12 protein-coding genes are annotated in these 12,713 nt (G+C 68.4%); 1 reads left to right on the top strand and 11 read right to left on the bottom strand.

Going from position 1 to position 12,713, the window contains the following annotated elements; genetic code table 11:
* From ligA to ACK4S2_RS08280, 3 genes are all read right to left on the bottom strand, one after another.
* A partial coding sequence (gene ligA / locus ACK4S2_RS08270; protein ID WP_409622793.1) for an NAD-dependent DNA ligase LigA occupies positions 1-2,277 on the bottom strand: 2,277 nt, incomplete at its 3' end.
* Positions 2,278-2,337: 60 nt separating this feature from the next.
* Complete coding sequence (gene ctrA / locus ACK4S2_RS08275) at positions 2,338-3,060, bottom strand: response regulator transcription factor CtrA (protein ID WP_409622795.1); 723 nt, start codon at positions 3,058-3,060, stop codon at positions 2,338-2,340.
* Between the two features lie 96 nt (positions 3,061-3,156).
* Entirely contained in the window at positions 3,157-3,435 is a 279-nt protein-coding gene (locus ACK4S2_RS08280; RefSeq protein ID WP_409622798.1) for a DUF1153 domain-containing protein, read from the bottom strand.
* Positions 3,436-3,553: 118 nt separating this feature from the next.
* Between ACK4S2_RS08280 and mnmA the strand changes: the two genes are divergently transcribed.
* Positions 3,554-4,693, top strand: coding sequence for a tRNA 2-thiouridine(34) synthase MnmA (gene mnmA, locus ACK4S2_RS08285; RefSeq protein WP_409622801.1), 1,140 nt, complete (start codon positions 3,554-3,556; stop codon positions 4,691-4,693).
* Positions 4,694-4,697: 4 nt separating this feature from the next.
* Here mnmA and lpxB read toward each other — a convergent pair whose 3' ends face one another.
* The 8 genes from lpxB to rseP form a co-directional block, all read right to left on the bottom strand.
* Positions 4,698-5,822, bottom strand: coding sequence for a lipid-A-disaccharide synthase (gene lpxB / locus ACK4S2_RS08290; protein ID WP_409622804.1), 1,125 nt, complete (start codon positions 5,820-5,822; stop codon positions 4,698-4,700).
* Positions 5,819-6,619: a UDP-2,3-diacylglucosamine diphosphatase LpxI domain-containing protein gene (lpxI, locus tag ACK4S2_RS08295; protein ID WP_409622806.1), complete on the bottom strand. Its 801-nt coding sequence runs from the start codon at positions 6,617-6,619 to the stop codon at positions 5,819-5,821. Before lpxI ends, lpxB begins: the two co-directional genes overlap by 4 nt.
* 80 nt (positions 6,620-6,699) lie before the next feature.
* Positions 6,700-7,497, bottom strand: coding sequence for an acyl-ACP--UDP-N-acetylglucosamine O-acyltransferase (gene lpxA / locus ACK4S2_RS08300; protein WP_409622809.1), 798 nt, complete (start codon positions 7,495-7,497; stop codon positions 6,700-6,702).
* 4 nt (positions 7,498-7,501) lie between these two features.
* Positions 7,502-7,963: a 3-hydroxyacyl-ACP dehydratase FabZ gene (gene fabZ / locus ACK4S2_RS08305; protein ID WP_409622811.1), complete on the bottom strand. Its 462-nt coding sequence runs from the start codon at positions 7,961-7,963 to the stop codon at positions 7,502-7,504.
* A gap of 77 nt (positions 7,964-8,040) precedes the next feature.
* Entirely contained in the window at positions 8,041-8,682 is a 642-nt protein-coding gene (locus ACK4S2_RS08310) for an OmpH family outer membrane protein (RefSeq protein ID WP_409622814.1), read from the bottom strand.
* Complete coding sequence (gene bamA / locus ACK4S2_RS08315) at positions 8,682-11,012, bottom strand: outer membrane protein assembly factor BamA (RefSeq protein ID WP_409622817.1); 2,331 nt, start codon at positions 11,010-11,012, stop codon at positions 8,682-8,684. Before bamA ends, ACK4S2_RS08310 begins: the two co-directional genes overlap by 1 nt.
* A gap of 124 nt (positions 11,013-11,136) precedes the next feature.
* On the bottom strand, positions 11,137-11,274 hold the full coding sequence (locus ACK4S2_RS08320; protein ID WP_409622820.1) for a hypothetical protein: 138 nt from the start codon (positions 11,272-11,274) through the stop codon (positions 11,137-11,139).
* Between the two features lie 95 nt (positions 11,275-11,369).
* Positions 11,370-12,704 carry an RIP metalloprotease RseP gene (gene rseP / locus ACK4S2_RS08325; RefSeq protein ID WP_409622823.1) on the bottom strand — a complete coding sequence of 445 codons (1,335 nt, stop codon included), beginning with the start codon at positions 12,702-12,704 and terminating at the stop codon, positions 11,370-11,372.
* Positions 12,705-12,713: the final 9 nt, after the last annotated feature.

The raw sequence follows: 12,713 nt of genomic DNA on the forward strand, positions 1-12,713 counted from the left end.
GGTCACCCCCAGTTCGGCGGCCTTGGCGGCCTTGGACCCCGCGCCGGGGCCGGCCACGAGGAAATCGGTCTTTGCCGAAACCGACCCGGCCACCTTGGCCCCCAGCGCTTCGGCCCGGGCCTTGGCTTCGGCCCGGGTCATCCGTTCCAGCGTGCCCGTGAAGACCACAGTCTTGCCGGCCACCGGGCTGTCGGTGGCCCGCGCCTCGGGCGGGAGGATTTCGGTCAACTGCGCGATCAGCCGGTCCACCGCCGCCCGTTCCTGCCCGCCTTGCGCCAGGGCCGACACCAGCGAAGTGGCCAGCACGGCCCCGACGCCCTCGATTCCCAGAAGCTCGGCCCAGGCGTTGCGCGCCGCCTCGGGCACAGGCGGTTCGGCGGACCAGGCGCGTTCGCGCACCCTGGCGATTTCGGGCCGGCGCCCTTCGCGGGCGGCGGCCGCACGCTCGGCCGCTTCGGCGGCATCGCAGGCAAGATGGCGCAGCGCTGCGGGCCGTGCCGCATCCACCGTGGCGATCAGCGCCGGCCAGGTTTGGAAATGGCGCGCGAGGTCGGCTGCCGCCACCTCGCCCAGATGGCGGATGCCAAGCCCGAACAGCAACCGCGCCAGCGAAATGCGCCGCCGCTCGGCAATGGCGGCGAACAGGGCCCGGGTGCTCTTCTCGCCAAAGCCATCGCGGTTCTTCAGCCGGGTCAGGCCGGCGGCATCGCGCGCTTCCAGCGTGAAGATATCGGCCGGCTCGCGGATCGGCAGGTCGGCATCGGCAAAGAACATCTCGATCTGGCGGGCGCCCAGGCCCTCGATGTCGAAGGCGGCGCGGCTGACGAAGTGCTTGAGCTTTTCCACCGCCTGTGCCGGGCAGACCAGCCCGCCCGAACAGCGGCGCACCGAATCGCCGGGTTCGCGGATGGCCGGCGAGCCGCATTCCGGGCAGGTTTCGGGAAAGACGAAGGGCAGGCTGCCGGCCGGGCGCTGCGACAGGTCGACGTCGGCGACCTTGGGGATGACATCGCCGGCGCGATAGACCAGCACCCGGTCGCCCACGCGAATATCCTTGCCCCCGCGGATCGGCTCGCCCTTGCTGTCGCGCCCGGCGATGTAATCCTCGTTGTGCAGGGTGGCGTTGGAAACCACCACGCCCCCCACCGTCACCGGCCGCAGCCGCGCCACCGGCGACAGCGCGCCGGTGCGGCCGACCTGAATGTCGATGCCCTCCAGCACCGTCCAGGCGGTTTCGGCCGGAAACTTGTGCGCGATCGCCCATCGCGGCGTATTGGCGCGCGACCCGAGCCGGGCCTGCAACGACAGATCGTCGACCTTGTAAACCACGCCGTCGATGTCATAGCCCAGCGTGGCGCGCTGCGCCTCGATCGTCCGGTAGTGATCCAGCAGCGCCTCGACCGAGTCCGCCCGGATCATCAGGGGGTTGGTGACAAAGCCAAGTTCGGCCAGCCGCGCCACCGCCTGCATCTGGGTGGCGCCCAGCGGCTCGGAAAGCGCGCCCCAGGCATAGGCGAAAAAGCGCAGCGGCCGGGTTGCGGTGATGCTGGCATCCAGCTGGCGCAAGGAACCGGCCGCGGCATTGCGCGGATTGGCAAAGGTCTTGTCGCCCCGTTCCGCCTGCCGCGCGTTCAGCGCCGCGAAATCGGCATGGGTCATGTAGACTTCGCCGCGCACCTCCAATACCTCGGGCGCGCCGACAAGCTGCTGCGGGATATCCGCGATCGTTCTCGCGTTCGGCGTGACAACCTCGCCTTCCTCGCCGTCGCCGCGCGTGGCGGCATGCTGCAGGATGCCGCGATGGTAAAGCAGCGAAAGGCTGAGACCGTCGATCTTGGGTTCGGCGGTGAAGGCCGGCGGCGCGGCAAGCCCCAGAAAGCGTGCCACCCGGTCGGCGAAATCGGCCACATCCGACGCCTCGAAGGCGTTTTCCAGGCTGAGCATCGGCACGCTGTGCCGCACCTTGGCAAAGCCTTCCGCCAGCGGGCCACCGACCTGCTGCAAGGGGCTGCCTTCCGTGCCCGAAGCGCGGGCGATTCCGGGAAACGCGGCTTCAAGCGCCTGAAGGCGACGCTTGATCGCATCGAACGCGGCATCCGACATGATCGGCGCATCGTCGCGGTGATAGGCGACGTTCGCATCGCGGTAGGCCTGCGCCAGCGCCGCCCATTCCGCCAGGGCATCGCCCTCGCTCAGACTCTGGACTGGGCGGAAGGCCTCCGCTTCCGGCAACGCAGCTTCGGTTCCAGCGCTGTTGTTCCTGTCGGACCCGGCCATGCTGCCCTCCTTGCGGTTGCCCTCATGGTTTAGGCCGGGCTCCGGTCAAAGGAAAGGTGGTCAGGCGCTGGCTGCGATGCGGCCGGGGGGGATGGACACGGCTTGCGGCGTCGGGTCGCGCAGCACGTAGCCGCGGCCCCAGACGGTTTCGATGTAGTTCTGCCCGCCGGTCGCCTCGGCCAGCTTCTTGCGGAGCTTGCAGATGAACACGTCGATGATCTTGAGTTCGGGTTCGTCCATGCCGCCGTAAAGATGGTTGAGGAACATCTCCTTGGTCAGCGTGGTGCCCTTGCGCAAGGAAAGCAGTTCCAGCATCTGATATTCCTTGCCGGTCAGGTGCACGGCCTTGCCTTCGACATCGACGGTCTTGGCATCGAGGTTGACCGTCACGCGCCCGGTGCGGATGACCGATTGCGCGTGCCCCTTGGACCGGCGAATGATGGCATGGATGCGTGCCACCAGCTCCTCGCGGTGGAACGGCTTGGTCATGTAATCGTCCGCGCCGAAGCCAAAGCCCTTGAGCTTGCTTTCGGTATCGTCGGCGCCCGAGAGAATCAGGATCGGCGTGTCGACCCGGGCCAGACGCAGCTGGCGCAGCACCTCATGCCCGGTCATGTCGGGCAGGTTCAGGTCCAGCAGGATCAGGTCGTAGTCGTAAAGCTTTGCCAGATCGATGCCTTCTTCGCCCAGGTCGGTGCAATAGACATTCAGGTTGGCATGCGTCAGCATCAGTTCGATGCTGCGCGACGTCGTCGGATCGTCTTCGACCAGAAGGATGCGCATCTGGATTCTCCGGTTAGGCAGCCCTTGTATGGTGACAACCTTGCTGGCCAATGGTTAACTACACGTTACTGTGACAGAACATTCCCGGAATACAATCTAAAGTTGTCGGTATTTCTGGATGGCCGTCACCTTCAGCGCCTTTTCCCCGTGGGTCGCCACGGCACTGTGCCACAGGTCGAACTCCTCGTCCGACAAGGCATAGCGTTCCAGCGCCTCGTCGCGGGTCATCAGGCCGTAAACCACGGCCTTGACCACGACGGCCTTGCGGCTGGCGACCCAGCGGCGGGTATCGGGGGGCGGCAGATCGGCACGGCTGAGGATGCTGCCATCCGGCAGCGTGATCTGGCGCGGGCCATCGACACGTTTGAGATACATCGGCATTCCCTCGTTCCTCGGTGCAGGATGGCGCAACAGGCTTAAGGGCCGGTGAAGCGGGGGGTTGGAGAATGCGCAGAATTTTCCTATATCTCGACGCATTCCCCGGAGAGAGACCATGCCCCGCGACCTGCCGCTGAATTCGCTTGGCCTGCCCAAGCACCCCCGCGACACGCGCGTTGTCGTGGCGATGTCGGGCGGGGTCGATTCCTCGGTCGTTGCCGCGATGCTGGCCGAAGAAGGTTACGACGTGGTCGGCGTCACCCTGCAGCTTTACGACCACGGCGCCGCGCTGGCGAAAAAGGGCGCCTGCTGCGCGGGCCGCGACATTCACGATGCGCGCCGCGTGGCCGAGGCCATGGGCTTTCCGCACTATGTGCTGGATTACGAAAACACCTTCCGCGATGCGGTGATCGAGGAATTCGCCGATGCCTATCTGGCCGGCGCCACCCCGGTGCCGTGCATCCGCTGCAACGAGCGGGTGAAGTTCAAGGATCTGCTGAACACCGCGCGCGAGCTGGATGCCGACTGCATGGCAACCGGGCATTACATCCAGCGCAAGATGGGCTCGCATGGGCCCGAGCTGCACATGGCCGCCGATCCGGCACGCGACCAGAGCTATTTCCTGTTTTCCACCACGCCCGAACAGCTGGCCTACCTGCGCTTTCCGCTCGGGCATCTGGCCAGCAAGGCCGAAACCCGGGCACTGGCCGCGAAATACGGGCTGCCGGTGGCCGACAAGCCCGACAGCCAGGACATCTGCTTTGTCCCGAATGGCAATTATGCCGCCGTGATCGAAAAGTTGCGCCCCGGTGCAGCCGAGCCGGGCGAGATCGTCGATCTTGACGGGCGCGTGCTGGGCCGGCATGGCGGGGTGATCCACTATACCATCGGGCAGCGCAAGGGCCTGGGCATCGGCGGGTTGGCCGAGCCGCTGTATGTGGTGCGGCTGGACCCCGAAAGCCGCCGCGTGGTGGTGGGGCCGAAACAGGCGCTGTCGACCCGCATCGTGCCCTTGCGCGAGGTGAACTGGCTGGGCGATGCGCCGTTCGACAGCCGGGCGGACTGGCAGGTCATGGTCAAGGTGCGCTCCACCCGCCCCCCGCGCGAGGCGATCCTGCGGCCTTTGTCGGCCACCGAGGCCGAAGTAGAGCTGATCGCCCCCGAAGACGGCGTCAGCGCCGGGCAGGCTTGCGTGTTCTACGCCCCCGAAGGCAGCCGCGTGCTGGGCGGCGGCTGGATCTGGCGCGGGCGCTGACCGGCTAGAGATGCGCCAGAACCGACCGGGCCGCGCGCAGGCCCGGCGGTTCGCCCCCGCGGCCCAGCCGGTCCATCGTCAGCGCCATCGCCTGCGCCTGTGCGGCCTGGCCCGGACCGTCGGTCAACAGCTCTGCCAGCGCCGGGCGGATCAGGTCTGCCCGGCAGCGGGCCCCCAGAAACTCGGGCACGACCCGGGTTTCGGAGACGAGGTTGACCAGCGTCACCGTATCCACCCGCATCAGGCGCTGCATCAGAACACGGCTGAGCGGGTTCATGTCATAGGCAATCACCATCGGCACCCCGTTCGCCGCCAGTTCCAGCGACACCGTGCCCGACGCCGCCAGCGCCGCCCGTGCCCCCGCAAAGGCGGCCGCCTTGTCGGCCGCATCGGCCACGATCAGCGGCGGCACCGGCCATTCGGCCACCAGCGCCCGCACCAGCCCCACCACACCGCGCACGGTCGGCAGCACCACCGGCATCGGCGCAAGGCCCGCCAGAACCTGCCCGAACACCGGCGCCAGCCGCCGCACCTCGCCCTTGCGCGACCCGGGCAGCACCAGCAACCACGGCCGCACCAGCCCGTGCCTTGCGGCAAAGGCCTCCACCCCTGCGGCATCGGCCAGCGGCTCGGCCACCACCGGGTGCCCGACGAAATCGCAGGTCATGCCGGCCGCGGTCATGTAGGGCGGCTCGAACGGCAACAGGGCCAGCACATGGTCCACCACCTGCGCCATCTTCGCGGCCCGGCCCGGCCGCCACGCCCAGACCGACGGCGCGACATAGTGGATGACCCGGAACCCGGGGCGCGCCGCGCGCACCAGCTGCGCCACCCGCAGGCAGAAATCCGGGCTGTCGATGGTGACCAGCGCCTGCGCCCCGCTGCCCAGCACCGCCTGCGCGGTCTGCGCGATCCGCCGCTTCAGCGCCCGGTACTTCGGCAGCACCTCGACCAGCCCCATGACGGCCAGTTCTTCCATCGGGAACAGGCTGGCAAGGCCCTCGGCTTCCATCGCCGGGCCGCCGACACCCTCGAACCCCACACCGGGGGCAAGCTGGCGCAAACCGGCCATCAGCGCGGCCCCCAGCCGGTCGCCCGACGGTTCGCCCGCAACCAGGAACAGCTTCACGGCTCGCGCGCCCACAGGAAAAGGCCGGCGGCATCGGCAGCGGCGACCATCGCGTCACGGTCCAGCACCACGGCGCCGCCCGCAGGCCAGGCAATGCCGGCAAGCCCGGCGGCGGCCGCGCGCCGCACGGTTTCGGGGCCAAGCGCCGGCAGATCCACCCGCAGATCCTGCCCGGGCTTCGGCGCCTTCCACAACACGCCGCGCGCGCCGGGCGGGCGCAGCCGGCCCGCCACCGCCGCCACCCAGTCGAGCATGGCATCCGTGCCAGGCAAGGCCTCGACCGCCAGGCACAGGCCCTGCGCCACCACCGCCCCCTGCCCGACGTCGACCGCCCCCAGGGCCGCCACCACCGCGGCGGCGCGTGCAACATCGGCCTTGTCCTGCGCCCCGGGCTGCACGGCGCCCAGCACCCCGGCCCCCGGAATCAGCCCCGGCGCCACCTCGGCGAGCCCCAGAACGTTCAGCCCCGCCTCCTCGATCACCGCCACAACGGCACGCAAGGTGGCATCGTCGCCGGCCTGCATCGCCGCAACCAGACGCGGCACCAGCTGCGCCGTCGCAGCATCGAACAGCGCCGGGTCCAGCCGCGGCCGGGTCATGGCCCCTGCCAGCACCACCCCGCCGATCCCGCGATCCGCCAGCATCGCCAGAAACGGCACCAGCCGTTCGAACCGGAACCGCTCGGCCGGAACCGCAACCGCAACGCCTTCCGGCGAAAAAACCGGCGCGCCGCCCAGGGCCGCCGCCACCGCCCCGGGCAAGGCACCGGCCCCGGCAATCACCGCGATCTGCCCCATCGCTCCCTGTCCTTTCACCTTGCCGCAAATATCCCCGCCGGAGGCATCCGCCGCCAGCCCTCGGCACGCCGGCCCGCCGGTCAGCGCGGCGTCAGGAACGACCGATCCGACGCGGACAGGATGAAATCCACCACCTCGCGCACATGGGCGCTTTCGGTTTCTTCGGCCAGCCGCCGCGCGCGATCCTGAAAGGCGCCTTCGCCTTGCGCCAGCATCTGATAGGCCGCGCGCAAGGCGGTGATCTCGGCCCGGTCCACGCCGCGGCGCTTGAGCCCCACAAGGTTCAGCCCGTCCAGCTCGCCCCGCGGCGCCTGCACCAGACCAAAGGGGATCACGTCATTGGTCACCATCGTGACCGCCCCGATGATCGCGCCGCGCCCGATTCGCACCCATTGGTGAATGCCCGACAGGCCGCCGACGATCACATCGTCGCCCAAGGTGCAATGGCCCGCCACCGCCGCCTGGTTGGCCAGGATCACCCGGTCGCCCACGCTGGCATCGTGCCCGACATGCGCGCCCGTCATCAGCAGGCAATCGTCGCCCACCCGGGTCACCCCGCCGCCGCCTTCGGTGCCGGTGTTCACCGTGGCGCCTTCGCGGATGCGGCAGCGCGCACCGACGATGGCGCGCGTGCGCTCGCCCCTATACTTCAGATCCTGCGGCACCTCGCCCACGACCGCAAAGGGAAACACCACCGTCTCGTCGCCGATCGTCGTCCAGCCGGTGACCACCGCATGCGACTTGACCACCACGCCCCGGCCCAGCGTCACCTCGGGGCCGATCACGGCAAAGGGGCCGATCTGGCACTCGGGCCCGATCACCGCCCCTTCCTCGACGATGGCCGCCGGATGCACGCGGGCGCTGGCGTCGATGGTCATCGGCTCAGCCTTTCGGAACGTCGAACATGGCGGTGTAGGTCGCCTCGGCCGCCAGTTCGCCGGCCACCATCGCGCGCCCCTCGAACCGCCAGACCCGCCCGCCGCCGCGCAGCGCCTTGACGTGGAGTTCCAGCACGTCGCCCGGCACCACCTTGCGGCGGAACTTGGCCGCCTCGACCCCCATGAAGAATACCTTGGCGTTCTTGTCCACCAGATCCATCGTGATGCCCACCAGCACGCCCGCGGTCTGGGCCATCGCCTCGACGATCATCACGCCGGGCATGATCGGCATACCGGGAAAATGCCCGGTGAAATGCGGCTCGTTGTAGGTGACGTTCTTGATGCCCACGCAGGACTCGCCCTTGACGATGTCGCGCACCTTGTCCACCAGCAGGAAGGGATAGCGGTGCGGAATGATCCGGGTGATGAGGTCCAGATCGGCTTCGGTGATGGGGGCGTCTGTCATCGGTGGTCCTCGGGTGAACCGCTGGCGCGGCATGACGGTTTTGCTAGCAACTGACGTCGCGGCTGTCCAGCGCAGGGCTAGGGCGTGGCGGGGGCCGGCCGTTGCGCGCCGGCGGGGGCGGGCGGCACAGGCGCGTCGGGGCCTGCCGGTTCGGGTTCGGGCAGGTTCGATCCGTCGCCCACCAGCGCATCCAGCCGCGCGACCGCGTCGGCGGTGATGTCGATCTCGCGAAAGCCCAGCACGATCGCTTCTTCGGCAATGATGGCCAGCGCGCCGCGCTCGACCATCAGTTGCGCCAGCACCTGGTTGGCCACATCGCGGAACCGCAGCCGCGCCGCCTCGTGGCGTTGATAGATCGCCTGTTCCTTGGCCTTCTGCGTGCTGCGCCAGGACTCGACCTCGGCGTTGAAACGGTCGGCCAGGGTGCGGAACTCGGCCGCGGGCAGGTCGGGGCGGCGCGCGGTCAGGTCGCGTTCCTGATCGGCAAGGCGGGCTTCGATCTCGCGGTTTTCGGCGGCAAGCCCGGTCTGCTCGGCCTCCAGCCGCTTGTTCAACGCCTTGCCCCAGGCCGAGTCCGAAAACAGCCGCGCATCATCCAGCGTGACGAAGGGCATTTGCGGCACGCCTTGCGAAAGCGCGGGCTGCGCCGTTTGCGCGGCGGCGCCCCCGGCCATCAGCGCCAGGGCCGCAGCCACCGGGGCAATGCGCCCGCGCCGCATCAGAACTTCGTCGAGATCGTCAGGTCGAAGCGCTGTTCCTTGTCATAGGGCTGCTTTTTCAGCGCCTTGGCAAAGTTGAACCGCAAGGGCCCGATCGGCGTATCCCACAACACCGACACGCCCACCGACGACCGCAGGCGCATCTTGTCGTCCACCGGCCCGACGCCGGCGATGTCGTTCAGGCCCCAGACCGACCCGATGTCGAGGAAAGCCCCACCCCTGATGCCGTATTCTTCGGGCAGGCCGATGGGAAACTCGGTTTCGAACCGCGCAACAGCATAGAAGTTGCCGCCCAGCGGGTCGGTCTTGCCCGCCAGCGTATCACGCGGGCCGGCGCCGAAGGGGGCAAAGCCGCGCATCTTGCCATCGAGGAAGAAGCGCTCGGTCACCCGCGTGCCATTGCCGCCGCTGGTGGCGATGGCGCCGCCCTCGAACTCGGCGCGCAAGGTCAGCTCGTCGTTCAGCACGCGAGTCTGCGCCCCAGCGAACACCTCGGTCTTGAGGAACTTCAGATCGCCGCCCAGGCCGTAGAAATCCTGCCCGAAGCGCGCGACATAGGCCACGTCGCCGCCCAGCCCGCTGCGGCGGTTGTCGAAGTTCAGCGTATAGCCCAGGGCCGACCCGGTCAGCGACCCGCGCGCCGCCTCGCGCGCCAGGATCGGGCTGGAGGTCGCGCCCACGTTCGACACCCGGCTCTTGCTGAAGGTATAGCGCGTTTCCAGCCGCAGGTTTTCCGACAGCGGGAATTCCAGCGCGGCGCCCAGCGAAACCAGACGCGTATCCCAGGTGGCGAAGTTGGCCTCGGTTTCGGCATAGATGCCGTTGAGCGAGAATTTCAGGTCGCGCCCCAGAACCGCCGGCTCGGAAAAGGTGAACGATGACGTGGCGTTCGACGCGCCGAGGTTGAGGTCCACCGACACATACTGCCCGCGGCCGAGGAAGTTCGATTCCGACAGCGCGATGGTGACGCCAACCCCGTCGGCCTTGCCGTAGCTTGCGCCGAACGACAGCGACCCGGTCGGCTTTTCGGTGACGGTCGCCTTGACCACCACGGCTTCGGGGGTCGAGCCTTCGGCCGCCGTCACTTCGGCATCCTCGAAGTAGCCGAGCGCGCGGATGCGTTCGGCCGCTGCGCGGATATCGCGCGGGTTCAGCGGGTCGCCTTCGACCGTGCGGAACTGGCGGCGGATCACCTGGTCAGCGGTGGTGGTGTTGCCTTCGATGTCGATGCGTTCGACGAACACCCGTTCGCCGCGCGTCAGCGCGAACTCGATATCGACCGTCTGGTCGCGGTCGTTGCGCTTGAGCCGCGGTTCCACCCGCAGGAAGTTCACGCCGTTGCGGCTGGCCAGCGCCTCCATGCGGGCGATGGCACCATCGACCTGCGAGGGGGTATAGGTCGAACCGGGGCGAATGCGCAGCAGCGGTTCGTAGGGCGCGGCATCCACCCCTTCGATCTCGCTGACAACGCTGGTGGTGCCGAAACGGTATTGCAACCCTTCGCGCACCGTGAAGGTCACGAAGAAGCCGTCGCGTTCCCGCGCGAGTTCCGCGGTGGCGTCCAGCACCTGAATGTCGATGAAGCCGCGCGACAGGTAGAAGTCGCGCAGAAGCTGCTTGTCGAGTTCGATCCGCTCGGCCACGTAGGTGTCGCGGCCGATCAGCTGGCGCAGCAGGCCGGCCTGCTTGGTCTGCAGCACCTGACGCAGCCGGCGGTCGGTGAAGTTGCGGTTGCCCACGAAGGAAAGCCGCTCCACCTCGGTCACGCGGCCTTCGGCGATCTCGAACACCAGATCGACGCGGTTGTCGGACCGGCGGATGATGCGCGGCTCGACCCGGGCGGCCATGCGGCCGGCCACCGAATAGGCCTCGGCAATGGTGGCCGCGTCCGCCTCGGCCTGGGCCGGCGAATAGACCCGGCGCGAGCGCGATTCGATGAGCTTGGCAAGGTCTTCGGACTTCAGCCGGGCATTGCCTTCGAAGTTGACCACATTGATGGTCGGGTATTCCTTGACCGTAATCACCAGCGTGCCGCCGCGGGGGGTCAGCGTGACCTCCTCGAACAGGCCCGAGCCCTGGAGGCGCTGGTAGGCATCGTTCAGTTCGGCCGCCGAAACCGGGGCGCCGCGCTGGATGCGGGCAAAGTTCAGGATGGTGCGCGGTTCGATCCTCTGGTTGCCTTCGATGGCGACGTTGGAAAAGCTGTAGCCCTGCGCCAGTGCCGGCAGGCCGCCCAGCACCGAAGCCGAGGCCAGCAACCCCGCCAGAACACCGGCGCGCAGGCCGGCACGCGACATCGCAACGGCCCGGAAGCGAGAATAGGCAACCATCAGACAAACCCCCCGGTCGTCGTTCCACCCGACCTGACTAGCCCGAACGGGGGGGCTTGTCAAAAGGCCAAAGGCGGCGACCCGGTCAAGGTCGGCGCCTTTCCGGCGACAGCCCCGGCAAGCATCACAGCTGGCTGATGACCGACCCGAGGAAGGCCCCGGCCAGCAGGCCGAGCACGATGGTCGCCAGCGAAAAAAGCCGGTCCCAGTTCAGGTTGAGCAGAAGCGACAGGCTGCGGTAGCCGCTCGAAAGGGTCTGCATGGTGTGACTCCGGGTTCCCTTGCGCGGGAACATCACCCCGCACGATATAAGGATATTCCGGAATTATGGCCGGTTTTGGGCAGGACCGGCGCAGTTCAGGGGCAGAACAGGTCGTTCGTCAGCGCAAAGACCATCAGCGTCAGCAACAGCGCCAGCCCCGCCGTCATCAGCCCGCGCAAGGCCCGGTCGCTGGGCGGCTTGCCGGTAACCGCTTCCCAGGCGTGGAACACCAGGTGCCCGCCATCCAGCACCGGCACGGGAAACAGGTTCATCATGCCCACGGCGGTGGACAGCATCGCAATGAACCAGATGAAGCTTTGCGTGCCTTGCGCGGCGGCGTTGCCCGAGCTTTCGGCAATGCCCAGCGGGCCGCGCAGATTGCAGCTGGAAATCGCGCCCGTGACCATGTGCCACAACCCCGAAAGCGAGGTCTGAACGATCATCCAGGTCTGCCGGGCGCCCAGTTGCAGCGCCTCGAACACGCCGGGGCGGCGGGTTTCGGGCTCGAAGGCAAGGCCGCCCGTCAGCCCGATCAGCCAGCGGGTTTCGAACCCGCCTTCGGGCACAGGCAGATCGACCCGGCGCGGCGTCAGCGTCACGTCCTGTTCCACCCCGGCACGCCAGATGCGCAGCGTGACCGGCGCCCCGTCCGAAGCCCCCACCTTGGCCCGCAATTCCGAAAAGGCGTGAATCGGCGCGCCGTTCACCGCCAGCACCACGTCGCCGGCCCGCAACCCCGCATCTTGCGCCGCCGAGTCGGGCTGCACCATGTCGGCCAGCGGCGGAAAGGGAAACGGGCCATCGACCGTTTCGGTTCGGCCGGCGCGGTCCAGCGTGTAACGCACCTGCGGCGCCGGGGTCAGACCATCGGCCACCCGGTAGAAGCCTGCAAGGTCGGCAACCGGCTGGCCATCCAGCGCCAGCACCAGATCGCCCGGTTGCAGCACCTGCGCCGTGGGCAGCGCCTTGGGCGCGCCGACCCGGGCCTCCTGCGTGGCCACCCCGCTCCACAGCACCATGCCGGCGAACACGGCAATCGACAGCGCAAAGTTGAACACCGGCCCCGCCGCCACTGTCGCCGAACGCGCCCACAGCGGCGCGCCATGCATGGTGTCGCGCCGCTCCTCGGGGCTCATGGCATCGAAGGCGTGGCCATCCTTGCCCGAGGCGGCGTCGGCATCGCCCTTGAACTTGACGAACCCGCCAAAGGGCAAGGCCGCGATCTGCCAGTGCGTGCCGCGCCGGTCGGTCCAGCCCACGAGCTTCGGCCCGAAGCCCAGGCTGAACACATCGGCCTTGATCCCGCACCAGCGCCCGACGATGTAGTGCCCGTATTCGTGCACTGCCACGATCACCGAAAGCGCCGCAACAAAGGCGACCAGCGTCCACAAGGCATTGCCGAAGGACGGAAGCTGCGCCAGAAAATCCATTGTCTGCCC

It is taken from the genome of Gemmobacter sp. (genome assembly GCF_046292685.1).
GTDB lineage: Bacteria > Pseudomonadota > Alphaproteobacteria > Rhodobacterales > Rhodobacteraceae > Wagnerdoeblera.

Bases quoted from the DNA above. Each gene is read 5' to 3' on its own strand.
- ctrA (WP_409622795.1), bottom strand. From the start codon at position 3,060: ATGCGCATCCTTCTGGTCGAAGACGATCCGACGACGTCGCGCAGCATC.
- ACK4S2_RS08280 (WP_409622798.1), bottom strand. From the start codon at position 3,435: ATGTATCTCAAACGTGTCGATGGCCCGCGCCAGATCACGCTGCCGGAT.
- mnmA (WP_409622801.1), top strand. From the start codon at position 3,554: ATGCCCCGCGACCTGCCGCTGAATTCGCTTGGCCTGCCCAAGCACCCC.
- lpxI (WP_409622806.1), bottom strand. From the start codon at position 6,619: ATGGGGCAGATCGCGGTGATTGCCGGGGCCGGTGCCTTGCCCGGGGCG.
- lpxA (WP_409622809.1), bottom strand. From the start codon at position 7,497: ATGACCATCGACGCCAGCGCCCGCGTGCATCCGGCGGCCATCGTCGAG.
- fabZ (WP_409622811.1), bottom strand. From the start codon at position 7,963: ATGACAGACGCCCCCATCACCGAAGCCGATCTGGACCTCATCACCCGG.
- ACK4S2_RS08310 (WP_409622814.1), bottom strand. From the start codon at position 8,682: ATGCGGCGCGGGCGCATTGCCCCGGTGGCTGCGGCCCTGGCGCTGATG.
- bamA (WP_409622817.1), bottom strand. From the start codon at position 11,012: ATGGTTGCCTATTCTCGCTTCCGGGCCGTTGCGATGTCGCGTGCCGGC.
- ACK4S2_RS08320 (WP_409622820.1), bottom strand. From the start codon at position 11,274: ATGCAGACCCTTTCGAGCGGCTACCGCAGCCTGTCGCTTCTGCTCAAC.
- rseP (WP_409622823.1), bottom strand. From the start codon at position 12,704: ATGGATTTTCTGGCGCAGCTTCCGTCCTTCGGCAATGCCTTGTGGACG.